General features: G+C 71.3%; 21 protein-coding genes. 10 read left to right on the forward strand and 11 right to left on the reverse strand.

Annotated features, from left to right (window positions below; translation table 11 throughout):
* A partial coding sequence (locus SGA01_RS06650) for an extracellular catalytic domain type 2 short-chain-length polyhydroxyalkanoate depolymerase (protein ID WP_218037823.1) occupies window positions 1–1,040 on the reverse strand: 1,040 nt, incomplete at its 3' end.
* A 190-nt stretch (window positions 1,041–1,230) separates the two neighbouring features.
* On the opposite strand from SGA01_RS06650, the gene SGA01_RS06655 reads away from it, so the two are divergent.
* A complete protein-coding gene (locus SGA01_RS06655) occupies window positions 1,231–1,566 on the forward strand; it encodes a DUF4288 domain-containing protein (RefSeq protein WP_141294281.1) in 336 nt (111 codons plus the stop codon).
* A gap of 10 nt (window positions 1,567–1,576) precedes the next feature.
* Here SGA01_RS06655 and SGA01_RS06660 read toward each other — a convergent pair whose 3' ends face one another.
* The 4 genes from SGA01_RS06660 to SGA01_RS06675 form a co-directional block, all read right to left on the reverse strand.
* Window positions 1,577–3,511 carry a helix-turn-helix domain-containing protein gene (locus tag SGA01_RS06660; protein WP_141294283.1) on the reverse strand — a complete coding sequence of 645 codons (1,935 nt, stop codon included), beginning with the start codon at window positions 3,509–3,511 and terminating at the stop codon, window positions 1,577–1,579.
* 109 nt (window positions 3,512–3,620) lie between these two features.
* Window positions 3,621–4,988, reverse strand: a complete 1,368-nt coding sequence (locus SGA01_RS06665) for an MFS transporter (RefSeq protein WP_141294285.1) — start codon at window positions 4,986–4,988, stop codon at window positions 3,621–3,623.
* Window positions 4,989–5,073: 85 nt separating this feature from the next.
* Complete coding sequence (locus SGA01_RS06670) at window positions 5,074–5,868, reverse strand: 3-hydroxybutyrate dehydrogenase (protein WP_055639496.1); 795 nt, start codon at window positions 5,866–5,868, stop codon at window positions 5,074–5,076.
* 181 nt (window positions 5,869–6,049) lie between these two features.
* The gene (locus SGA01_RS06675) at window positions 6,050–7,495 is read right to left on the reverse strand and encodes a 3-hydroxybutyrate oligomer hydrolase family protein (protein ID WP_141294287.1); all 1,446 of its coding nucleotides are present in this window, start codon (window positions 7,493–7,495) and stop codon (window positions 6,050–6,052) included.
* Between the two features lie 449 nt (window positions 7,496–7,944).
* Here SGA01_RS06675 and SGA01_RS06680 point away from each other — a divergent pair, with 449 nt between their 5' ends.
* Both SGA01_RS06680 and SGA01_RS06685 read left to right on the forward strand, forming a co-directional pair.
* Window positions 7,945–8,721, forward strand: coding sequence for a CoA transferase subunit A (locus SGA01_RS06680; protein WP_141294289.1), 777 nt, complete (start codon window positions 7,945–7,947; stop codon window positions 8,719–8,721).
* A complete protein-coding gene (locus SGA01_RS06685; protein ID WP_141294291.1) occupies window positions 8,721–9,374 on the forward strand; it encodes a CoA transferase subunit B in 654 nt (217 codons plus the stop codon). The genes SGA01_RS06680 and SGA01_RS06685 overlap by 1 nt, the downstream gene beginning before the upstream one ends.
* Before the next feature lie 92 nt (window positions 9,375–9,466).
* Here the strand turns inward: SGA01_RS06685 and SGA01_RS06690 are convergent, their stop codons facing one another.
* The 3 genes from SGA01_RS06690 to SGA01_RS40915 form a co-directional block, all read right to left on the reverse strand.
* The gene (locus tag SGA01_RS06690) at window positions 9,467–10,261 is read right to left on the reverse strand and encodes a hypothetical protein (protein ID WP_141294292.1); all 795 of its coding nucleotides are present in this window, start codon (window positions 10,259–10,261) and stop codon (window positions 9,467–9,469) included.
* 19 nt (window positions 10,262–10,280) lie between these two features.
* Entirely contained in the window at window positions 10,281–12,065 is a 1,785-nt protein-coding gene (locus SGA01_RS06695) for a vWA domain-containing protein (protein ID WP_141294294.1), read from the reverse strand.
* Between the two features lie 384 nt (window positions 12,066–12,449).
* Window positions 12,450–13,412: a hypothetical protein gene (locus tag SGA01_RS40915; protein WP_167534032.1), complete on the reverse strand. Its 963-nt coding sequence runs from the start codon at window positions 13,410–13,412 to the stop codon at window positions 12,450–12,452.
* A 159-nt stretch (window positions 13,413–13,571) separates the two neighbouring features.
* On the opposite strand from SGA01_RS40915, the gene SGA01_RS06705 reads away from it, so the two are divergent.
* The gene (locus SGA01_RS06705) at window positions 13,572–14,918 is read left to right on the forward strand and encodes a HEAT repeat domain-containing protein (protein WP_141294735.1); all 1,347 of its coding nucleotides are present in this window, start codon (window positions 13,572–13,574) and stop codon (window positions 14,916–14,918) included.
* A gap of 59 nt (window positions 14,919–14,977) precedes the next feature.
* On the forward strand, window positions 14,978–15,706 hold the full coding sequence (locus SGA01_RS06710; protein ID WP_141294296.1) for a dienelactone hydrolase family protein: 729 nt from the start codon (window positions 14,978–14,980) through the stop codon (window positions 15,704–15,706).
* Window positions 15,707–15,719: 13 nt separating this feature from the next.
* Here SGA01_RS06710 and SGA01_RS06715 read toward each other — a convergent pair whose 3' ends face one another.
* A complete protein-coding gene (locus SGA01_RS06715; RefSeq protein WP_141294737.1) occupies window positions 15,720–16,088 on the reverse strand; it encodes a hypothetical protein in 369 nt (122 codons plus the stop codon).
* 112 nt (window positions 16,089–16,200) lie between these two features.
* Between SGA01_RS06715 and SGA01_RS06720 the strand changes: the two genes are divergently transcribed.
* The 5 genes from SGA01_RS06720 to SGA01_RS06740 all read left to right on the forward strand — a co-directional run bounded on the left by SGA01_RS06720 (window position 16,201) and on the right by SGA01_RS06740 (window position 22,184).
* Complete coding sequence (locus SGA01_RS06720; RefSeq protein ID WP_141294298.1) at window positions 16,201–16,848, forward strand: class I SAM-dependent methyltransferase; 648 nt, start codon at window positions 16,201–16,203, stop codon at window positions 16,846–16,848.
* Between the two features lie 166 nt (window positions 16,849–17,014).
* Complete coding sequence (locus tag SGA01_RS06725) at window positions 17,015–19,066, forward strand: MMPL family transporter (protein ID WP_141294300.1); 2,052 nt, start codon at window positions 17,015–17,017, stop codon at window positions 19,064–19,066.
* A 64-nt stretch (window positions 19,067–19,130) separates the two neighbouring features.
* Window positions 19,131–20,369 (forward strand): sensor histidine kinase, encoded by a 1,239-nt coding sequence (locus tag SGA01_RS06730; RefSeq protein ID WP_141294302.1) that lies wholly within the window; start codon window positions 19,131–19,133, stop codon window positions 20,367–20,369.
* A complete protein-coding gene (locus SGA01_RS06735) occupies window positions 20,366–21,022 on the forward strand; it encodes a response regulator (RefSeq protein ID WP_141294304.1) in 657 nt (218 codons plus the stop codon). Before SGA01_RS06730 ends, SGA01_RS06735 begins: the two co-directional genes overlap by 4 nt.
* A 298-nt stretch (window positions 21,023–21,320) precedes the next feature.
* The gene (locus tag SGA01_RS06740; protein WP_141294306.1) at window positions 21,321–22,184 is read left to right on the forward strand and encodes an AfsR/SARP family transcriptional regulator; all 864 of its coding nucleotides are present in this window, start codon (window positions 21,321–21,323) and stop codon (window positions 22,182–22,184) included.
* Here SGA01_RS06740 and SGA01_RS06745 read toward each other — a convergent pair.
* Complete coding sequence (locus tag SGA01_RS06745; RefSeq protein WP_141294308.1) at window positions 22,118–22,795, reverse strand: ScbR family autoregulator-binding transcription factor; 678 nt, start codon at window positions 22,793–22,795, stop codon at window positions 22,118–22,120. The genes SGA01_RS06740 and SGA01_RS06745 overlap by 67 nt on opposite strands.
* Before the next feature lie 169 nt (window positions 22,796–22,964).
* Window positions 22,965–23,456 carry a pyridoxamine 5'-phosphate oxidase family protein gene (locus SGA01_RS06750; protein WP_141294310.1) on the reverse strand — a complete coding sequence of 164 codons (492 nt, stop codon included), beginning with the start codon at window positions 23,454–23,456 and terminating at the stop codon, window positions 22,965–22,967.
* Between the last annotated feature and the right edge of the window lie 21 nt (window positions 23,457–23,477).

A 23,477-nucleotide genomic window follows, 5' to 3' on the forward strand; every position in this document is an offset into this window, starting at 1 on the left:
AGGGGCGAGGGGTTCACGGTTCCTGCGCCGAGCGCCTTGGCCATGTTCATCACGGCCGTCATCTGCGGGCCGCTCTTCTGGGCGTAGTCGGGCGACTTGTACCCCCACCAGTCCCAGCAGCCGCGCGGGTTGCCCGTCATGGTGGTGGCCTGCGGGTAGAGGACGATCATGTTGTTGGTATCGGCGTACTCGTTGAGGTAGGCCTTGTCCATGAGGGCGTTGCCGACCACGCCGAAGTACTGGTAGCAGCCGTGGAGGGTGACCATCAGTTTGCAGGAGGCGCCGCTCTGGCAGGACTGCGGGACGTAGGCGAAGCCCTCGTTGCCCATGCTGATCGCGCTGGAGCTTCCGCCGGGCGCGTAGGTGCTCTGGTCGAACTGGACCAGTTTGCCCGTCAGGGCCGAGGAGCTTGCCGGGTTCACGCCGCCGAGCAGGTGGGTCAGCATGTCCCTCACCGGGTCGCCACCGCAGTTGTTGACGTACGGCGAGCTGGTGGAGGAGCACGAGTTGGGGCCGAGCGGGCTGACCCAGGCGTGGCCCGAGGACGAGGTGTTGTCGTAGACCACGTCCGCGCCGAAGTCGCGGTAGTACGTGGCGAGGTCGTCGTTCACGGCCGCCTTGACGGTGGCGTCGTTGGTGCCGTGGAACAGCCAGACCTTGTCACCCGAGAGGTTGGCGACCGGATCGACCTTGCCGGCCGTCGCCCGGTCCCGGGTCAACTGCTCCAGCTGGGCCGGGGTCTTGCGGGCCATGAACGTTTCCATACACGCGTACTGGGCCGTGTTGACGCTGTTCTGGGCGCAGTCGTACGGGCCGGCCGAGAAGATCCCCGCGCCCTTGAAGACGTCGGAGTAGGCGACGTGCATCTGGTTGGCCATGAACCCACCGGACGAGAGCCCACTCACGTAGGTCGAGCTGATGTTGTACTGCTGCAGCGAGCCCGGGGTCGGTGTGGGGACGGCAGCCGTCGCACCGCCGACGGTCGTGGCGGCGATGGCGACGGCCGCGAAGGCGGCGGCGAGGAGCTGTCTGATCTTCATTCGCATCTCCAGATGGGGGTGAGATGCGGACATCCTGATGAACAGCGGTGACTCGGGCCCACATGTCGGCCCACCACTTCCACGGACCGTAATGTGGCGCGCGTTGCCATAGAAACGAAAGGATCAGGCCAGAAAGTGGATCTCTTCTGGTGAAGATCACGGTGTGGCGCGAGGGGATGACGGACCGGCAATGAAGCAAGAGCCGAAGGCGTGGTACAGCGCCCGAACCTTCTACAGATGGCTGACCTGGGAGAACCGACCCTACGAGGAGCGGGTCGTGCTGTTCCGGGCACGGTCCCTCGACGAAGCCGTCGAACTGGCCGAGCGGGAGTCGGCCGAGTACGCCGCGGAGAGCGACTTCGAGGTCCTCGACATGGTGCAGGCCTACCGGATCTGCGAAGGCGACGAGGAAGTGGGCGCGGGCACGGAGGTGTTCTCCGTACTGCATGCGCTCGACCTCTCGGCGGACGAGTTCCTGGACCGCTACGACTCGGGACCCCAAGGGCTCTCGGAACGCCCCGCATAGGGGCCGCTGTTCAGTGGCCGGGAGTCCCGTGGGACAGCTGGTGGAGGCGGAGCGCCAGGTGGATCTCCAGGGCGCTGGCGGGGGTGTTCCAGTCGGGGCCGAGGAGTTGGGCGACGCGGTCGAGGCGCTGGACGACCGTGTTCACGTGGACGTGGAGGGCGTCCTTGGCGCGGGCCAGGCTCGCCCCCTGGTCGTAGTAGGCGTGCAGGGTCCGCACGAGTTCGGTGCCGCGCTCGGTGTCGTAGGCGAGGACCGGGCCGAGGACGCGATCGACGTACGAGGCGATGTCGGCGCGGTCGCCGAGCAGGACGCCGATGAAGCCGAGGTCGGCGATGTCGGCTCCGCTGCCGGTGTGGCCGAGGGAGTGCAGGGCGGTGAGGCAGCGCAGGGCCTCCGCGTGGAGGGCCGCGTGGTGTTCGGGGCCGGTGCCCGGGCCGGCCGCGCCCACGGTGACCGGTGCGCCGATGATCCGGGCGAGGTCGGCGGCGAGGTCGCGGGCGAGGGTGCCGGGCCGGTCGCAGGGCGCGAGCAGGACGGTCTTGCCGTGCCGGGTGCCCGCGAGGCCGCCGAGTCTGCGGGCGGTGCGGGCGTTCTCCGCGGCGAGCCGGGGGCGCAGGGCGGGTTCGCAGTCGAGGACGGCGACGGCGTGGGGGCGGGCGAGGTCCAGGCCGAGGCGTCGGGCGCGCAGGGTGAGGCTGCCTCCGTCCCAGTGCGCCGAGGAGGCGGGTCCGGCGAGGAGGTCGTCGAGGAGTTCGCCGCGTACGCGGTCCTCGGTCTCGGCGACCGAGCGGCGGATCAGGAGGAGCATCGCGGTGACGAGCGCCGCGCGTTCGAACAGTCGCCGGTCGGCTTCGGGGAGGTCCGCGCGTCCGGTCAGGACGATGCTGCCCAGCGGCTCGGCTCCGGCGAGGACGGCGCAGGTCCAGACACCGTCGGCGTGGACCGCGCGGCCCTCGGTGTGCGACGCGTCGAGGCTCGCGGGCGGGGGTGTGACCGGATCGGTGGCGACCCGGGCCAGTTCGCTGCCGTCGGTGTCGTGGATGGCGACCCCGCCGCCGAGGAGCGCCGCGATCTCGGCGGCGACCTCGTCCGTGCCGGCGCCGCGAAGCACCAGCTTGGACAGCCGGTCGTGGGCGTCGGAGGCCTGGTGGAGGGCCTCGCTGTGCTCGCGTGCCCTGGCGGTCGCGGCTTCGAGCCGGGCGAGCGCGGTGCGGGTCTCCCCCAACCGGCGGGCGCTGTCGATGGCGACGGCGGCGTGGTCGGCGAGCGAGCCGAGGAGGGCGATGGCGTCGGGGGTGAACTCGCGCGGGGTGCGGTCCGCCGCGAAGAGGACGCCGATGATCTCCTCGCCCAGGCGCAGGGGGACGCCGAGGATGCCGCGCAGCCCTTCCTCGGACACGCCGTCGTCGATGGTTCCGGTGTGCCGGTAGCGGCGGTCGGCGTGGTAGTCCGTGCTGGCGTACGGGCGGGCGGTCTGCGCGACCAGGCCGCCCAGGCCCTCGCCCATCCCCAGTCGCAGCTGCTGGAAGGCCGCCGAGACGGAACCTTCGGTGACCCGCATGAACGTGTCGTGCGCGACCGGGTCGTTCAGGGTCAGATAGGCGACGTCCGATCCGAGGAGCGTCCGGGCCCGGCGGACGATGGCGCGCAGGACGGCGTCGAGGTCCCGCAGCCGGGCCAGGTCGCCGGCGGTGTCGAACAGCGCGACCAGTTCCGCCTCCCGGCGCCGGTACTGGTCGATCACCCGCCGCACCGACAGGGCGACCTCGGTGGTCTCCTCGATCCATTCGACGTCCGCCGGGAGGGCCCCGCCGGCCCGCGAGCGCGCGGGCTCGCGCGCGAGCTCCTGGGCCGGGGAGTCGGCGGCGAGAAGGTCCAGCATGCGGCGCGCGGCCGTCTCGGTGGGCGAAGGCGTTCGGGCATCGGCTCGGCGACCGGCGGTCATGGGGCCTCCTGCGGCCGTATGGGCGGGTGGTGCTGCGGTGAGCGAGCCCGGTCCGTCGTCCTCACGCCCATGACGACGACGGACCGGACAGCTCACGGGTGTGGCAAGGCTAGGCGCGGTCGCCCGCGGTGACCGCGGGCGCCGCCGCGGGCTCCTCGTCCCGGCCGCGGCTGAGGTCGCGGCCGAGGGTCTCCCTGGTGACGGCCACGGTGATGGTGGTGATCACGGCCGCCGCGCAGAGGTAGATGCTGATGGGCGTCGAGGTGCCGTAGTCCTTGAGGAGCTCGACCGCGATGATCGGGGCGAGGGCGCCGGCGAGGATGGAGGCGAGCTGGGAGCCCATGGAGGCGCCGGAGTAGCGGACCTTCGTGTCGAACATCTCGGAGATGAACGCGGCCTGCGGCCCGTACATCGCGCCGTGCAGCAGCAGGCCGGCGGTGACGGCCAGGGTGATCACCACGAACGACTTCGAGTCGACGAGGCCGAAGAAGACGAAGGCCCAGATCGCCATGCCCGAGGAGCCGATCAGGGTCACCGGGCGCCGGCCGATGCGGTCGGAGAGAGCGCCCCACATCGGGATGGTGACGAAGTGGACGGCCGAGCCGATGAGGACGGCGTTCAGCGCGGTGCTCTTCGGCAGCTCCAGGTGCACGGTGACGTACACGAGGAGGAAGGAGGTGAGGATGTAGTACGAGATGTTCTCGCCGAAGCGGGTGCCGATGGCCGACAGCACCTCGCGCCAGCTGCGCCGGAACACCTCGACGACCGGAGCCTCCTCCTTGACGCCCGCGGCGGCGGCCGCCTCGGCCTTCGCCTGGGCCTCCAGGAACACCGGGGACTCGGAGACCGAGACGCGGATCCACAGACCGATCAGCACGAGGAGACCGGACAGCAGGAACGGGATCCGCCAGCCCCAGGCCTGGAAGTCGGCCTCCGACTGGACGGCGGCCAGCAGCGCCAGGACACCGGTGGCGAGCAGGTTGCCGCCCGGGGCGCCGGCCTGGGGCCACGAGGCCCAGAAGCCGCGGTGCTTGTCGCCGCCGTGCTCGGAGACGATGAGGACGGCCCCGCCCCACTCGCCGCCCAGGGCGAAGCCCTGGACCAGCCGCAGCACGGTCAGCAGGACCGGCGCCCAGACGCCGATGTTCTCGTACGTGGGCAGCAGGCCCATCGCGAAGGTGGCGCCGCCCATCATCAGGAGGCTCAGCACCAGGAGCTTCTTGCGTCCGATCTTGTCCCCGAAGTGCCCGAAGACGATGCCGCCGAGCGGCCGGGCGGCGAATCCGATGGCGTACGTGATGAAGGCGATCAGCGTGCCCACCAAGGGGTCGGCGCTGGGGAAGAACAGGGTGTTGAAGACGAGCGCGGCGGCGGAGCCGTAGAGGAAGAAGTCGTACCACTCGATGGTGGTGCCGATCAGGCTCGCTGCGACGATGCGGCCGATGCCGCTTCTCGGCTGGGTGGTGGTGTCAGACATGGATTCACCGGTTTCACGAACGGACGGGACGGGGGTGGAACGCGAGGGGGGTGCCTGGAGGGCGGACTCGAAGGGCGGGAGCGGGTCAGCCCGCGGTCCAGCCGCCGTCGAGCGGCAGGGAGGCACCGGTCAGGTAGCCGGAGTGGGGACCGCACAGCCACAGCACGGCCGCGGCGACCTCGTCGGCCTCCAGGAGCCGCTTGACGGGCGAGCGGGCCAGCAACACGTTGGACAGGACGTCGCCCTCGCTGATGCCGTGGGCGGCGGCCTGGTCGCGGATCTGGCCCTCGACCAGCGGGGTGCGGACGTAGCCGGGGTTCACGCAGTTGCTGGTGACGCCGTGCGGGGCGCCTTCGATCGCGGCGACCTTGCTCAGCCCCTCCAAGGCGTGCTTGGCGGTGACATAGGCCGACTTGAAGGCGCTCGCCCGCAGTCCGTGGACGCTGGAGACGTTGACGACACGGCCCCACCCGCGGGCGTACATGTGCGGCAGCGTCCTCTGCATGAGCAGGAACGGGGCGGTGACCATCACCTTCTGGATCAGCTCGAACCGGTCCGGCGGGAACTCCGTGAGCGGGGCGACGTGCTGGAGACCGGCGTTGTTGACGAGGATGTCGATCTCGGTGGGCAGGAGGCCGATGGCGCCCGGGTCGGCGAGGTCGGCCACCTGCGCCTGGCCGCCGGCGATCTCGGCGACGGCCTTCGCCGAGTCGGCGTCCCGGTCGACGACGTGGACGAAGGCCCCTGCCTGCGCCAGGGCGAGGGCGCAGGCCCGGCCGATGCCGCTGCCGCCGCCCGTCACCAGTGCGGTGCGGCCGCTCAGCTCGGCCGCGGCCGCAGGTGACGGCCGCTGGTCCGGGGTGGGAAATGTGTTCGTCATGGCCGGAAACAGTAGGGAGAGCCCGGTCTCTGCCCCATGGATGCAGCCACCATAAAGACAGCTGGATCAATGGAGCAGAACACCATAGGAGCGGGCCGGACGGAGGCGCTGAGCAGGGCAGGACCGGGCGGCGGTGCCGAACAGGGCTCGGGCCGGCCGGGGCAGCACCGGGCGGCGGCGGTCAGGACCGCGTGCCGGCGCGCTTCTCCACGTCGAGGGAGCAGGTGTTCGCCAGGGTCACGGGATCCTGGCCCGCGGGCAGGGCGACGGTGCCCGAGGCGGGCGGCCTGTGCCCCTTGGTGAGCCACTCCTCCAGGGCCGTGAAGGCGGTGCGGTGGCACGGCGTGAGCGGCCTGAGCCTGTCCGGGAACGCGTCGACGAGGGAGTCGGCGTGGGTGCCGCCCTCGATGCGGTAGTAGCGGTGCAGTCGGCCGCGGCCCGCCTCGCGCACCATCCGTGCGTACACGTCGGAGTCCTGGCCGATGGGCAGCAGGGCGTCGAGGGTGCCGTGCAGGGTCATCAGAGGCTTGCCTATGCGCCCGGTCAGGGCGATCCTCTCCACGGCCTGCCGGACCTCGTCGGGGCGGGTCGCGTAGTCGTAGTCGGTGTCACAGCCCGGCGTGCCCGTGGCGCAGTACGGCGTGCCCGCCTCGGCCGCCCCGTCGTAGCCGGGGTCCAGCTCCTCGCGGTAGATGCGCTGGGTGAGGTCCCAGTAGACCTTGTGGTGGTACGGCCACAGGAACTCCGACCCGGCGGGGAACCCTGCCGCGTGCATCTCCTCGCGTGCCTCCTCCGCGCCCTCGCCGCCCGCGGCGAACACGGGGTAGGCGCGCAGCGTCCGGGGCAGGAAGTCCAGGAGGTTGGGGCCGTCGGCCCGCCAGAGGGTGCCCTCCCAGTCGACTCCCCCGTCGTAGAGCTCGGGGTGGTTCTCCAGCTGCCAGCGCACCAGATAGCCGCCGTTGGACATGCCGGTGACCAGGGTGCGGGTCGGCGGGCGGTGGTACCGCTGGGCGATCGTGGCACGGGCGGCGCGGGTGAGCTGGGTGACGCGGTCGTTCCACTCGACGATGGCGTCGCCCGGCGCGTCGCCGTCCCGGTGGAAGGCGAGCCCGGTGTTGCCCTTGTCGGTGGCGGCGTACGCGTATCCGCGGGCGAGCACCCAGTCGGCGATGGCCCGGTCGTTGGCGTACTGCTCACGGTTGCCGGGGGTGCCGGCGATCACCAGGCCGCCGTTCCACCGGTCGGGCATGCGGACGACGAACTGGGCGTCGTGATTCCACCCGTGGTTGGTGTTGGTGGTGGAACTGTCGGGGAAGTAGCCGTCGATCTGGATGCCGGGCACGCCGCTGGGGGCGGCCAGGTCCTTGGGGGTGAGACCCGCCCAGTCGGCCGGGTCGGTGTGGCCGGAGGCGACCGTGCCGGCCGTGGTCAGTTCGTCGAGGCAGGCGGCCTGCTGGTGTTCGGCGCCCGGCACCCGGAGGTGGGCCAGGCGGGCGCAGTGTCCACCGGGGGCGGACGGGGTCGCCGTCGCCGGGGCGGTGGTGAGGGTGAGTGCGGCCAGGGCGAGTGCCGCCGGCGCGCCCCGCCGCCAGAGGCGTGGCGAGGAGCGGAAAGTGGGACGACGCATCGGTGTGCCTCCGAGCTCGGGGAAGGGGTCTCGCGGGAGGCTATGCGGCCGCTCGACCGCCAGACATGGCTGTGCGACCCACCATCCGAGGCCTGTTGATGGGCCCTCCCACCACCCTCGCCGGATGGCCGAAAGTGGACGTGTTCACCACCCACGCCCTCCGCTCTCTCGCGGACCGCGCCCAGTCGGCCTGACGACCCCCGCGCGTGGCCACGGGCGGCCGGCCTCGCGCATGCCTCACGCCGCCTCGCGGGTGCCTCGCGCGCTGTCGCGGCCCCCCGTCCGGCAGCCGCGGAGACAGCGGTCACCGACACATCGGAGGGGGTTGGTATGTGGATGGCAGCCATGGTTGCGCCCACAGCCCGCTGCCTAGGCTCCGTACTCGTCGCTAGTACCGGCACCGGCTCTGACCAGCGAGGTCATCCGGCTGCCCAAGGGAAGGGATCCTCATGGGTCTGGACAAGACGGTCGCGAGCGCGGCGGAGGCGGTGGCCGACATCTCCGACGGGGCCTCGCTCGCCGTGGGCGGCTTCGGGCTGTGCGGGATCCCGGGGACGCTGATCGACGCGCTGTGGCAGCGCGGAACTGGCGGCCTCCAGGTCGTCTCGAACAACTGCGGTGTGGACGACTGGGGCCTCGGCCTCCTGCTCGCCGCCGGGCAGATCGCCCGGATGACCAGCTCGTACGTGGGCGAGAACAAGGAGTTCGCCCGCCAGTACCTCAGCGGGGAGCTGGAGGTCGAACTCGTCCCGCAGGGCTCGCTGGCGGAGCGGCTGCGGGCCGGCGGCGCCGGCATCCCCGCCTTCTACACCCCCGCGGGCACCGGCACCCAGGTCGGCGAGGGCGGACTGCCCTGGCGCTACGCCACCGACGGCTCGGTGGCCGTGGCCTCGCCGCCGAAGGAGACCCGGGAGTTCGGCGGCCGTCCGTACCTGCTGGAAGAGGGCATCACCACCGACTTCGCGCTGGTCCGGGCGACCATCGGCGACCGGCACGGCAATCTCGTCTTCCGCTCCTCGGCCCGCAACTTCAACCCGCTGGCCGCGATGGCCGGACGCATCACCATCGCCGAGGTCGACCACCTCGTCGAACCGGGCGAGCTCGACCCCGACGAGGTCCACCTCCCCGGCGTCTTCGTCCAGCGCGTGGTCCGGGTCGCACCCGGCGACCCCGCGGCCGAGCGGCGCATCGAGCGCCGGACCGTACGACAGGAAGGCGACGCCTGATGGCCCACACCCGCGAGCAGATGGCGGCCCGCGCCGCCCTGGAGCTGACCGACGGCAGCTACGTCAACCTCGGCATCGGACTCCCGACGCTCATCCCCAATCACCTCCCGCCCGGCGTCGAGGTCGTGCTCCAGTCCGAGAACGGCATCCTCGGCGTCGGCCCGTACCCCACCGAGGACGAGCTCGACGCCGACCTCGTCAACGCCGGCAAGGAGACCGTCACCACGCTCCCCGGCGCCTCGTTCTTCGACTCGGCCCTCTCCTTCGGGATGATCCGCGGCGGCCACATCGACGCGGCGGTCCTCGGCGCCATGCAGGTCTCGGCCGCGGGCGACCTCGCCAACTGGATGATCCCGGGCAAGATGGTGAAGGGCATGGGCGGGGCGATGGACCTCGTCCACGGTGCCGGACGGGTCATCGTCCTCATGGAGCACACCGCCAAGGACGGCGCCCCCAAGCTCGTCGACACCTGCGATCTGCCGCTGACCGGCCGAGGCGTCGTCCAGCGTGTCATCACCGACCTCGCCGTCGTCGACATCACCGCCGACGGATTCGTCCTGGCCGAACTCGCCCCCGGCGTCACCGTCGAGCAGGTCGTCGCGGCCACCGCGGCACCGCTGCGCGTCCCGCAGGGGGTCGGACCGACCGCCTGAGGTCTTCCGCCGTTCCGGTGTCCCGGACAGCCACCGGACCGGCGGACTCGCCACGCCCCGCCCGCTCGGCACGGGTCCCCTCGTGCAGTGCTCTACGGGGTGGGATCCGTGTCGTGCAGGATCCGGGTGATCTCGTCCAGTTTGTCGAGCCCTGCCTGGACGGCTTCGAGCTCGTCCCCCAGAGCCGTGAGATCGAGCGGACGGGTGCCCGCCTCGTCGGCGGCCCTCAGGGAGACGAGCATCGAGCCGCGCTCGGCGGCCGCTTCCAGGCGCAGGGCCGTCGCTTCGATGGTGGCCGTCATGAGGTCCCTGAGGTCCGCGAGGCGTGTCAGGGAGGCCAGTCGCTCGGCGACCGCGTGAGCGGAGGCACGTTTGGCCTCCTGGACCGGACCGGGGGCGGCGGCGGTCGCCTCCTTCGCCAGTCGGCGCTCGTCCCGGCGCAGTGCTGCCCGGTCCGTACCCGCCGTGGTGGCGTCGATGACGCCCACGACGTCCGCGCGCGTGCGCAGCTGGTCCGCCGCGGAGCGGATCCGGTCGGAGGCGTTGGCGAGTGCCTGGGCGAGGGTGGGGTCGGTGCTCTCACGGCGGTGGCGGTCCAACTTGGCCGCCGCCTCGGACGCCCTGGTGAGCCAGGGGCTCGTGTCGGCGGGGACCGTCCGGTCCCGGGCGGGGGCCGGCCTGTCCGGGACGGGGGGCGACGCCGGGGTGCGGCCGAGCCGGTCCGCCGCCGCGTGGGCGCCCCAGGTGACGGCGGCGATCATGACGCCGAGCGTCGGAGCGGCCCAGGACGCGGCCCCGGCCAGGGCCGCCACCCCGGCGCCGGCCATGCCCAGTACGACGCTCGCGCCGGCGCCGACGGCCCTGGGACTCCGGCCGTGTCCGGCCATGGGAACCACTCCTCCCGGGTCAGAAGTTGCTGATGACGGAGAGCATCACCTTGTCGATGAGCGCAGGGTCACGAGCGTCGTAGGCGTCGGCCTTGGACGCCTTGGCGATCTTCTCCAGCGTGCCGAAGTCGGCCTGCTCGCTGAAGGCGACGGTGAAGACGCGGACGGAGCGTTCCAGGTTCCTCGCGTCGATGTCCCGCAGCAGGGAGTCGAGATCGTTGTCGGCCGGGTACTCGTTCCGGCCGTCGGTGAGCAGGACGACGGCGTTGATCCGGTCGCTGTCGAGGTCGGCGAGCACGGCGCGCTGCGCGGCGCGGACGGTCGAGTACAGCGCCGTACCTCCCTCGGCGTGCAGCCCGTTGATGGCGCCGACGAGCCCCGCCTTCCCTTCGGCGATGCGGCGCGGCGGGAGGATCTGACGGTACGGTTCGCTCCGGTCGTCCGTCTCGGTGGAGAACGCCCACAGGCCGACCTCGTCGTCGGGGTGGTACAGGTCGAGGGCCTTCACGGCGGCGGACTTCGCCGCTTCCAGGCGGCTGCGGCCGTCTCCGGCGGCTTGGTTCATGGACCCCGAGACGTCCATGACCATGACCACCCGGGCCTTCTTGCGCAGGTCGTCCCAGCTGTCGAGGATCCGCCCCAGGACCGCGGGCGCGGGCGGGTCGATCAAGGACAGCTTCTCCGTGGAGGACAGCCCGACCGACGTCGCCAGCTCCTTGCCGGCCGTACCCTCGTGATCGCGGAAGCCGAGCTCCTGGAAGCGGCGCTGCTGGTCCTTCTCCAGCAGGAAGCGCTGGAAGTCGGCGGCCGCGGCCTTCTGTTGTGCCGTGGCGGAGGGCAGGACGACGAACGGGTGGTCCATCATGAGCGTGCCGTCGGACGGGTGCACGGCCACCAGCGGGACGCTCGGCTTCCTCCCCTTGCCGATCTGCCGGGTGTCACCCTTGGGGCTGCCCTGGTTGTAGAGGTGGATCAGCTGCTCCTGGACGGGGACGGCGCTCGTGTACGACAGCGCTCCGCCGGCGGCGTCGGCCTCCGCGAGGTTGGCCATGTAGACGGTCGCGTCCGACGCGTAGTGCAGGACGCCTGCTTCGACGCCGGCCACGAATTTCCGCGCCTTCGGGTTCTGGACGTCCTTCTCGGTCAGGTCGCCCGAGCGGCCCGTCGCCGCGTAGAACGCGGCCACGGTGGACGCCAGTCCGGAGCTGGAGGTGTGGGGGTTGTCCTTGCCCAGACGGAAGGCGCCCCACTCGGGGTGACCGAACGCGCCCCAGCCCTTTTCCGTCAGGGACAGCACGTCCTTCCAGCCCACCTGCCTCTGGGGCCAGCCGAGCGCCTCGGCCATGGGGCGGGGCATGCCGATGGCGAGGGGGCTGGTGGCCAGGGACACGGGCTTGGCCACCGTCAGGGCGCGGTCGGCCGCGGTGGTCTTCTGTGTGAGCAGCGTCAGCCAGAGCGACGAACTCGGCGTCCACACCTGGGGCTCGGCCATCCCTTCCCGCTTCTCGTCCCAGCCCGACGCGAGCGCTTCCATGGCCGCACCCGAGGTCAGTTCCTGGACCTTCACCTCGGCGCACTGGCCGTCGCCGAACTCGCGCCCCGCCGAGCCGTAGTCCTGGGCGAGGTCGGAGAGCAACTCTGCCTTCTCCGTGGACGATGTCACCGTGAGCCGGACGGAGCAGTCCCGGTCCCCGCCTCCTGTCACTGCCCGGACCACGAAGAACGTGGCCAGGATCGCCGCGAGACCCACTCCGACGGTCACCGAAAGCGTCCAGCGCCGCGATCTGTACGGGTTGTGACTCATGTCCGTTCCCCCATTCCGGTACGCCTACCCCGCCACCGCTCGTGTGGTCCGGGACGTTCCATCGAGCACCCGCTCAGGGCGATCCGACCGCCCCGGATGCCCCTCGCGCCCCCGCCGTGCCACCCCGTTGTGCCACCGGTGACGCCGACCGGCGTCACGCCGGTTCCCCTCGGCGCACCCCCGGAGCGTTACTGCCCGCCGGGCGAAGACTCGTCAACTCGCCTACTGTGGAGGATTGTTGAACGATTCCCATGTGGATGCAACCCGTCAGGAGGTTCGACTTTCCCTCGGGATCGCGCGGGGAGGCATCGGCGGATCAGCCGAGGATTCCCGGCCCCTCCTTCCGCGCACGCCGCCGGCCGGGCGTGCCGGTTCGGCGCCGTCCTACCCTCCGTACTCCCAGGCTTCCTCGGCAGCCGGTCCCTCTGCCTGGATCTTCACCAGTCGCGAGGCGATGGCGCCTTCGTTGCGCCCGAATTCCTTCGACAGGTCGAGCAGGGACACACCTTGGGCACAGCGTTCGGCGAGCCGCTGTTCGTCGGCGGGCTCCCACGGCTTGTACGCGTTGGGATACACCCGCCGCTTGTCCTCGACGGTGTACGCCTTGGGCTCTTCCCGCTCGGCAGGGGTGCGGGGAGCGGGGACGAGGTCGCCGGGGTAGGGCGCGAGCTTGAGGCCGTGGAGCTTCCAGCGGATGGAGTTCTCGCTGCGCCCGAGTTCCTCCGCCAGCTGCTCCGGGCTCTTGCCGGCTCGATGGCGCTCCTGGAGCTGGGTGACGGCTTCCGGGGTCCATGCCTGACCGCGGTTGGTCGCCTTGGCCTCGACCGGAGGAGCGGTGAACGACGCGGTCCTCGCGACCGAGGCGAGATGGCGGCCGATCTCGCCGAGATCCCGTGGGTCCAGCTCGCCGGCGAGTTCGCCGTGGATGACACCGTCGGGAGAGCTGACGACGACCTTGATCTCCACACGTCCCTCCGCCACGAGTTCGGCATGCAGGTTGTAGCGGCGGTGCGGACCGCCGACCTCGAGCCTCACGGTCGTCGTCGCGTCCTGCGCTGCCGCGGGAGCCGCGGCCACGCCCCGGTATGCCGGAGACAACAACTCGTGGACGTGCCAGGTGGCGAGGAACGTCTCGCCACTGTCGAGTCGGTACGTCGCCTCGCTGGCTTCCTGGTCACATCCCGCGTAGAGAACCTCGACCCGCTGCCCGTCGAACGCGCCGGGGCCCTGGCCCGGGACGGTGGAGGGGAGGGTGAGCACACCGCGCCCCGGCTCGATGCCGGGAAGGGCGGCGTCCGGATCTCCGTGCCACACACCACGGGCATCACGGAAAGCGTAGATCAGCAAGAGAGGCAGCCTTTCGTCCTGATGAGACGTCAAAAGGCAATGATGACCGGACAGGCAGGACCATGGCCTGCGTTCGGCCATGACGTGGCGGCGCGTTCAAGGTGGTGGAATCTACTGATCGGACCGGCGATCCACTACGAGACGGAGGAACAGCGCGAGATGGACCGTACACAGCTGGTCGCGGCGGTTCGGCGAGGGGACCCGGAGGCCGTGACCGCGTTGCTGGAGGCCGGAGCGGCCCCGGACACGGTCGCGGACGACGGCCTGCCGGTGCTGTGCCTGGCGGTCGCCGCCTTTGACACCGCTGTCGCGTGTGCTCTTGTCGAGGGTGGTGCGGATCCGGACCGGCAGCTGCCGGACGGAACGACTCCGCTGATACGGGCCATCGAAGGCGGCTCTCCGGCGATGGCGACGGCCGTGCTGGGCCGGGAGCCCCGACTGCGCCTCGCGGCGGCCGACAGGGAGCAACTGCTCGCTCTGGCCCGCCGCTGGTACGAGCGGGGCGCGGAGGACGAACTCCGGGACAGGACGGGTGACCACGGCCCCGCGGACCGGTCGAGGGTGATGGACGACGACTACAACCACGTGACACAGCTGACGCTCGACGGCCTCACGGTACGCGGCGGGCACGGCGCGATCCTCACCGACCTGGAATGGGCCTTTCGTATCCTGACGCCCGTGGACGAACTGGTGGCCCGGGCCGTGGCACAGCGCGAGCCCGACCATGTCGACTGGTCGTCCGCACGGTGGGTCCTCTGCGAACGCCGCAGCGAGGAGACCTGGCCGGCCCTCACGACCTACCGCCGCAGCCCGGATCCCCAGCACCGCGTCTTCGTCCTCGACGTCCTCCTCGGGTTCCTCCTGTCTCCGTCGAGCCGGCTGAACTCCTACGAGACGGAGACTGCGGAACTGCTCGTCGCCTGGGCGACCGACGGGGAGGACGACCCCGGCGTCCTCGCCGACGTGCTGCGCGTCCTGAGCGAGACGGAGCACCCGAAGTCGACGGACGTGGGACTGCGGTACGCCGGTCACCCGGCCCCGCATGTCCGTACCCAGGTCCCCGACCTCCTGCTCAGCTGGGACACTCCTCCCCCTCCTCTCGGCGCGGCGGCTCGTGCCGCCCTGCTGCTGCTCGCCGGGGACGAGGACTGGGGAGTAAGGACCGAAGCCGGCCGGGCGATGATCGCGGCGCAGGACGGCAGCGCCGACTTCAGGGACGTCGTCGTCGGGCTGCTCCGGGATCCGGTGGCCGGTGTGCGTGCCTGTATCGCGGAGGCCGTCGCGGGCAGCCCGGATCGTTCCACGGCGGTCGCCGACGCGCTTGTGTCCTTGCTCGACGAGGACGACTTCGGGACGCGGCTCAACGCCGCCTACGGTCTCCTCCGGCGCCACCACCCGCACACCGGGGAGGCGATCGACCGGGTCGGCCCTCTCAACCGCCCCGGCTTCGAGCACGACCACCGTGTCTCCGCGTGCTGGAGTTGGAAGTGGGAGCACGACAGGTGATTTCCGCCGACAGTGAAGACCGGCCCGTCCGGCCATGCCGATCACTACAGTCCGAACGCATGACGACGACGGTCACCACACGCACGGTCGCCTATCCGGCCGACGGTTTCACGATGATCAGCCACCTCGCGCTGCCCGCCGGTGTCGACCGCCGGCCCGCGGTCCTGATCGGGCCCGAAGGGCCGGGCCTGAACGACTTCCAGCGCCGTCGGGCCGACGCCCTCGCCGAACTGGGCTATGTGGCCTTGTCCTTCGACATCAACGGCGGGCGCTGGTTCACCGATCCACAGGAGATGCTGGCGCACACGACCCCGCTGCTCGCCGATCCCGACCGGATGCGGGCCATCGGCAACGCGGCACTCGACGTGCTGCGCGCCGAACCCCGGACCGACCCCGACCGGATCGCCGGCATCGGCTACGGCACCGGGGGCGCCATCGTGCTGGAGCTCGGGCGCGCCGGCGTCGACCTGCGGGCGATCGGTACCGTGAACGCGCTGACCACGGGCCGACCGGGCGAGGCATCACGCATCCGTTGTCCCGTGTGGGTCGGGGTCGGGTCGGAGGACCCGATCATGCCGCCGGCCCAACGGGACGCGTTCACCGCCGAGATGCAGGCCGCGGGTGTCGACTGGCGCCTTGCGGTCTACGGCGGGGCCCTGCACGCCTTCCACCACCCGCCCGTCGATCAGACGGTGCTGCCCGGCATCGGTCACCACCCGCTCCACGCAGACCGGGCCTGGCGCGACATCGTCGGTCTTCTCACCGAATGCGTGCCTGTCACGGAATGAGCCGTCCGGTCCGTCAGGGCACGACCACCACCTGCACGTCGTCCTCGTAGATGATCCGCCCCGGGGCCGAGGACTCGACCCGCTCGCACGCGACCCCGTGCGCGGCCAGGAGGTCCAGGTATCCGGCCACCCGGTCGACGAGGTGCACCGCTGTGGTCTTGAACCAGGCGGCGGCGCCCGGGTGCAGCTCGTGGTCGTAGACGCGGGGGTCCGTGCTCGACGGGTCGGGGTAGTTGGCGTCGTACCAGTCGTTGTTCGTCCGCCAGAACGTGTACTCGTCCCCGGAAAGCCGGCCCTCGCGAGCGAGGCCATTGGCCAACGCGAAGATGCCGGGGAAGTTCCCTCGTGGGCCGCGGACCGTTCCCTGGAACCTCACGAACATTGCCTCGTCCACCGTGTCTCCCCTCTCCGTTGCTGCTTCGACTCCGGAAACCCAACGTCAGGGGGAGCGGAAGCACAAGCGGGCCTCGGGGCCGGGAGCTACTCTCGCCGACGTGATCGAACACGATGCCCTCACCGCCACCCGCCATGCCTACGACGCCGCCGCCTCCACCTACGCGCAGCTGTTCCGCGACTCGCTGCGTGACAGTCCGCTCGACCGCGCGATCCTGGGTGTCTTCGCCGAGGCGGTGAGTGCGGGCGGGGACGGTCAGGTCGCGGACCTGGGGTGCGGGCCCGGTCATGTCACCGCCTATCTGGACGGGCTCGGGCTTGCGGCGTTCGGTGTCGACGCCTCTCCCGCGATGATCGAGTTGGCTCGTGAGGCCTATCCGGGTCTGCGGTTCGACGTGGGCTCGATGGCGGCGTCGGGGATCGCCGACGGCGCCCTGGGCGGCGTACTCTCGCGTTGGTCCGTCATCCACACTCCGCCGCGAGAACTCCCCGTCATCCTGTCGGAGTTTCATCGCGTGCTGGCGCCCGGCGGTCACCTTCTGATCGGCTTCTCGGCGAGCGAGGATCCGTCGCACCCGACGCAGGTCTTCGATCACGCCGTCGCACCGGCGTATCGGTGGTGGCCCGATCACCTCGCCGCGCTGCTGCGCGAGTCCGGACTGGCCGAGGTGGCCCGGACGGTGCGCGAGCCCCAGCCCACGGACCGACGGCAGTTCAAGGAGATCCACCTCCTCGCCCGCAAGGCCTGAGGGTCTCCTCCCCGATTGGTCTCCTCCCCGATACATCCCGGGGAGTAGTCGGAGGCGTCTGCCGCCCTCGGCAGTAGTCCTCACCTCGGCCTTCGGTGCGATGAATCGCCCTTCTCGGAGCGGGAATCTGGGATCGACCTGCTGAGGAACCGTGGAGGGAGACCCGATGGAAGGGCGCAAGAGGATCGTCGGCTGGGGGGTGCTGGCGTTGTGGGTGATCGTGATCGCTCTCGCCGCGCCTCTCGCCGGCAAGCTCGGTGACGTACAGCGAGACCGGGCCGTCGACTACCTGCCCGCGAGTGCCGACTCGACCCAGGTCGCGAAGATCACCGAGCAGCTGCCCGGTGGCGACTCCACCGACCTCGTCCTCGTCTACCACCGTGACGGCGGGCTGACCGCCGCCGACCGGGCGACCGCCGCCCGGGAGGTGGCGGAGGTCGCCGCCGGGCATCCGCTCACCTCGCCCCCGCGTCCGGTCCCTTCCCAGGACGGGACGACCCTGTTGTACGCGGTGTCCAGCACGGAGCCCGGCACCGACGAGGTGGCCAGGGACGCCTTCGTCCACGACGTCCGCGAGAAGGTGAGCGGTGAGGTCGGCGGACCCGGCGCCCTGGCCACGGACGCGAGCGAGGTGTACGGCTCCCTGGACGGGCCGCTGCTCTACACGACGGTCGCCGTCGTCGCGGTCCTGCTGATCGTCATCTACCGCAGTCCGTTCCTGTGGCTCGTGCCGCTGGTCGTCGCCGGGGTCGCCGACTTTCTGTCGATGGCCGTCACCTACACCCTGCACCAGGGCTTCGACATCAGCGTCTCCGGCCAGAGCACCGGCGTGATGACGATCCTCGTCTTCGGTGCGGGCACCGACTACGCGCTGCTGCTGGTCTCCCGGTACCGCGAGGAACTTCGCCGGGTCCCCCGCCCGTACGACGCCATGGTCGCCGCCCTGCGCGGCTGCGGGCCCGCCGTCCTCGCGTCCTCGGGGACCGTGGCGCTGGGCATGCTCTGCCTGCTGGCCGCCGACATGAACAGCAGCCGGGGCATGGGGCCCACGGCCGCCGTGGGTGTGCTGTGCGCCCTCGTCGCGATGCTGACGCTGCTGCCCGCCCTGCTCGTCGTGCTCGGGCGGCGGGTGTTCTGGCCGCTGATTCCCGCGTACGGAAGCGAGCCGAAGGTCGCGCGCCGTTCGCTGTTCGCCGCCATGGGTTCCTCCGCCGGCCGGCGCCCCCTGCCCGTCCTCCTCGCCGGTGCCGCCGCTCTGGCGGCCTTGGCCCTCGGTGTACTCAACCTGCCCGGGACCCTCAAGCAGGAGGACTCCTTCAGCTCCACGCCGGAGTCGGTCGCCGCGATGAAGACGCTGGCCGCCGCGTACCCGCAGTTGGGCACCCAGCCCATCACGCTCATCGCCCCGGACGGCTCCACCGCCGAAGTGCTGGAGCGCGTGCGGGCCACCGAAGGCGTCTCGCGGGCCGAGCGCGGCCGCAGCGGCGACGGTTGGAGCGAGATCTCGGTCGTGGCGGCACACGCGCCGCAGTCCGCCGGCGAGACCGCAACCATCAGGGAGCTGCGCTCCGCACTCGGTGAAGGGGTGTACGTCGGCGGGCCCAGCGCCGAGCAGCTCGACATGGCCGACACCAGTGCCAGTGACCAGAGGATCGCCATCCCGCTCGTCCTCGTCGTGGTGCTGATCGTGCTCATCGCGCTGCTCCGCAGTCTCGTCGCACCGCTGATCCTGGTCGCCGCGGTCGTCGCGGTCTGGGGCGCGGCCCTCGGCATCGGCGGTCTCGTCTTCGAGGGGCTCTTCGGCTTCGAAGGCACCGATACGGGACTGGCGTTGCTCTCCTTCGTCTTCCTCGTCGCCCTCGGCGTCGACTACGGCATCTTCCTGATGCACCGGATGCGCGAGGAGTGCCTGAACGGCCTCGAGGCGGGGCCCGCGGCCCTCGCCGCGCTGCGCACGACCGGCGGGGTGATCGCCTCGGCGGGACTCGTGCTCGCCGCCACCTTCGCGGTCCTCGTCAACATGCCGATGGTCCAGCTGGCCGAGCTCGGCTTCGTCATCGCGGTCGGCGTCCTCCTCGACACCTTCCTGGTCCGTACGTATCTCGTGACCAGTGCGAGCGTGCTCCTCGGCCGCAGGGTGTGGTGGCCGGGTCCGTTGGCCAAGAAGCCCGTGTCCACGGCCCGTTCGGAATCCGGGCGGCGGCCCGTAGGGGTCTGATCAGGGGTGGGTGGGGGCTCCCCCGGACGGTCAGGAGCCCCCGCCCACTGGGAGGATGGACACCATGGACTTCGCAGCGGCTTTCACCCGTGATCCGCAGGCCGCACCGTATCCGGTGCGGTGCGACGCGACGGCCGCCGCGGCCTTCGCGGTTCTCGCGGCCGTCCTCGCGCTCACCGTCGACGACGGCCGCCGCCCGGACCTCCTCGGCTGGGCGCTGCTGCTCGCCGCGCACGTCCCGCTGGCCTGGCGGCGAAAGGCGCCCATGCCGGTGCTCCTCGCCGTGGTGGCCTGCGTCGCCCCGTACCACGCGCTCGACTACATGCACCTGGCGCCGATACCCGCCTCCATGACCGCCCTGTACACGGTCGCGTCCACCGGCCGGCCGCGGCGGACGGTGCTCGTGGGTCTCACCGTCACCTCCGTCACGCTCACGATCCAACTCGTGGTCAACCCGCACGAGATGGTGGAGCTGCTCCGGGTCTCGGGCTGGGTGATCGCGATGCTCGTCTTCGGCGCGAGCATCCGGCTCTACCGGCAGCTGGTGGCCGGTGTGATGGAGCGGGCCGAGCGGGAGGCGGAGGGGAAGGTCGTCGAGGAGCGGCTGCGGATAGCCAGAGACCTCCATGACCTCCTCGCCCACTCCATCACCCTCATCGGCGTCCAGACGTCCGTCGCCGCGCACGTGCTGGTCGCCACGCCGGACCGGCTCGACCGGGAGGCGCTCGCCCGGGCGCTCGACGAGATAGCCGAGACCTGCCGGGACGCGCGCGCCGAGGTCCGTACGACCCTGGACGTGCTGAGGGCCGCTCCGGAGGGCCCGCTGCCCGACCTGGCCTCGCTGCCCGATCTCGTCCGGACCTCGGGCGCCGATCTGACGGTGCGGACGGGGACGACGAAGGTTCCCGCGGCGGTCGGCGCGGCGGCGTACAGGATCGTGCAGGAGTCGCTGACCAACGCCGTGCGTCACGGGGGCGGCCGAGGAGCTGACATGCGGGTCGATGTCGGCCTCGTGGAGGAGGTGTTGACGGTGCGGGTGACCAATGGGGGTGGCGTCGGCGGACAGGGCGGGGCGGGCGCCTCGGGAGCCGTCGGTGATGTGGGTGGGGATGGTGGATCGGGTGGCGATGGTGGTGGTGGTGTGCTTGGTCCGGGACTCGCGGGTGGGGCGGGGTACGGGATTCTCGGGATGCGGGAGCGGGCCAGAAGCGTCGGTGGCACCTTGAGCGCGGGGCCGCGCGCAGGCGGGGGTTTCGAGGTGTCGGCGCGGCTGCCGCTCGTGATGAAGGAGGTGGCGGTGTGATCCGGGTGCTGCTCGCGGACGACCAGAACCTCGTGCGGGCGTCGTTCGCGATGCTCGTCGAGTCGGCGCCGGACATGGAGGTCGTCGGACAGGCGGCGAACGGCAAGGAGGCGGTGGAGCTGGCCCGTTCGGCGCGGGCCGACGTGGTGGTGATGGACGTCCGGATGCCCGAGCTCGACGGTATCGGTGCGACCCGGCTGATCGCCGCCGACGAGGACCTGGCCGGCGTGCGGGTGCTGGTCCTGACGACGTACGACACGGACGAGCACGTCATGGAGGCGCTGCGGGCGGGCGCCTCGGGGTTCGCGGTCAAGGACATCCGCCCGGCCGAGCTCCTGGCCGCGATACGTACGGTGGCGGGCGGGGAGGCCCTGCTGTCGCCCGGTCCGACGTCACGGCTGATCGCCCGGGCCCTCGCGCTGCCCCCGACTCCTGTGACGGGCGGACCGGAGGGTCTCTCGGACCGTGAGCGCGAGGTGCTGACGCTGGTGGGCCGGGGACTGAACAACACGGAGATCGCCGAAGCGCTGGGGCTGTCGCCCCTCACGGCCAAGACGCATGTCAGCCGGATCATGGGGAAGCTGGCGGCGCGTGACCGCGCCCAACTGGTCATCGTCGCCTACGAGTCGGGGCTGGTGATTCCTGGTCGGTGAGTGTGGTCCCCGGTCGGTGAGTACGTGCCCTGGTCGGTGGGTGCGGGTGGCCGGCATCGCCGCTCCGGGGGCCCGTCCGGGTGGCGCCGGGCAGCGCGGTGGCCTTGCGGTGGCTTTGCTGGTGGTGTGCTCCTAGGTCCTCACAATAAACCGCACGTGTGGTTTGATTTGAGGGTCACGCTGCGGGACCTGCCTTGGCGTGGCATCCCTTGGGCGTGCCATGGGCGCAACCGGGTGCGGTGAGCCCCGTGGCCTGCGCCGGGGCGCCCGGGCCGTTCACCCTGAAGGAGAGTGCGCCGTGCGATTCCACCTCATCGGACCGTTCCAGATCGTCGGCTTCGACGGCGGGGTCCTTCCGGCGGGAAGCCCCAAGGTCTCCCAGGTCCTGGCCCTGCTCCTCACCCATGCCAACACCCCCGTGACGCCGGACACGCTCATCCGGGAGCTGTGGCAGCACGGCCCGCCGCGGTCGGCCCTCAACACGGTGCAGACGTACGTGCATCACGCACGCCGCCTGGTCGCCTTACCGGACGTCCGGCCGGACGGCGGGCGCCCTGTGCTGAGCACGCAGTTCGGCGGGTACACGATGCACGTCGACGAGGCGGCCGTCGACGTCAAGGTCTTCGAGGGGATGGTTTCCCGGGGGAAGGAGGAGTTCCGGGCGGGCCGGTACGAGGCCTCGGCCGACGCTCTCGGCTCGGCGCTCGGGCTGTGGCGCGGCCCGGTGCTCTCCAACGTGCCGACGGGCGGCGTCCTCGCCGGCCGGATCGTCCATCTGGAGGAGTTGAGGATCCGGGCGCTCGAAGTGCGGATCGAGGCTCTGCGTCTGCTCGGGCGACTGCGTGAGCTCATCCCCGAGCTGCGCGCCCTCGTCCACGACTACCCGCTCAACGAGTGGTTTCACGGCCGGTTGATCGCCGCACTGCATGAGGCCGGGCGGCGCGCCGAGGCGCTGGACGCCTATCGGAGCGTCCGGCGCCTGCTGCGCGACGAGTTGGGACTCGAACCGTCGCCCGACGTCCAGCGGCTGCACGAGCGGGTGCTCAGCCCTCTCCGGGTCCCGTCGGCGCCCGCCGCGACGCTCGACGGAGACGGTCAGCCGGAGATGCCTCGGGGGGCGGACTCGGCCACCTCGGCGCGCCGGGCCGGCATGTCGTCGTAGAGGTGGGCGGCGCGGGCGGCCGAGATGTCCAGGCGGGGCAGGACGGCGGGGGTCGCCACGGCCGCCAGCAGGAGCCGGAGGAGCAGGGCGATCTCGCCCGGCAGGTCGTACGTGCCGGGAAGGCCTTCGGTCACCACCCGGACACCGGTCCAGGTGGACACGATCATGCGGCCGACCTCTTCCTCGTCGGTGTGCGCGAGCACCTCCCCCCGCGCCTTGGCCTCCCTGAGGAAGCCGGCCATCAGCTCGGCCCAGTCCGGCCAGGCGGTGCCGAACTGGCGGCGCGCCTGGGGGTCGACCGCGATCCGCAGGGCCGCGCTGAGCATCGGCTCACGGGGCAGCCGGTAGGCCAGCAGCAGCAGGGTGTCGGCTAGTTCCTGCAGCTTGAGTGCGTGCGGGCGGACGCCTTCGGTGGTGACGGCCGCGGCCAGGACCCCGCGCGCCAGGTCGCCCTTGGAGGGGAAGTGGAAGTACAGGGCTCCCTTGGTGACTTCGGCCCGCTCCAGGATCTCGGCGATGGTCGTCGACTCGTAGCCGTGCTCGTCGAACGTCGCGGCCGCGGCCTCCAGGATGATCTTCCGGGTGCGGATCGCCCGCTCCTGCTGTGCCACAGCCACTCCTCACCTCGTGCGGTTCCGTCACCATCGAAAGAGACCGCTCGCGCGGTATCTTATCGTGCGATCGCAGCCCGGCCCCCTCGCTCCGGGTCCGATCCGCCGGCTCCGCCACGCCGTCGGTGTCGCCCTGAGCAAGGGGCCGTTCTGCCGTCCGCGCCGCGGTTCAGCGACGGTCCCCGTCGGTCCAGATGCGGCTCTTGAGGTCCGAGCCACGGAGCACCTGCACCCGCCAGGGGTCGATGCGCAGGACGTGGTAGCCGGGGTCTTCGAGGCCGCCGCGCCAGAAGCCGATCGGGTCGTACCCCACGCCCGCGGGGCTTCCCTCGCGGTAGAGGTCCCAGGCGTGCTGCCGGGACTCCGGGTCCGTGGCCCAGGTGGAGACGCTGTCGATGAACACGGCGTTCTGGCGGGGGTTCCAGTACGAGTAGGTCGTATGCGGGTTGTGGGCCAGATGAGCCACCTTGACGGGTGTCTTGTAGGCCGCCAGCCAGCCGACCGGCTTTCCGTCGACCATTTCCCAGACGGGCAGGAGCACACGGGCTCTGGGGCGGGATTTCCTGTCCACCGTGATCATGGTGCAGTAGACGATGTCCTGGATGTAGGCGAAGAACTTCTCCTCGATTTCCGAGAAGGATTCCACCGTGGTGGCAGACATGTCGGTTCCTTTCGGGAGGAG

The sequence above is a fragment of the Streptomyces gardneri genome (assembly GCF_006539185.1).
In the GTDB taxonomy this organism is placed as follows: domain Bacteria; phylum Actinomycetota; class Actinomycetes; order Streptomycetales; family Streptomycetaceae; genus Streptomyces; species Streptomyces gardneri.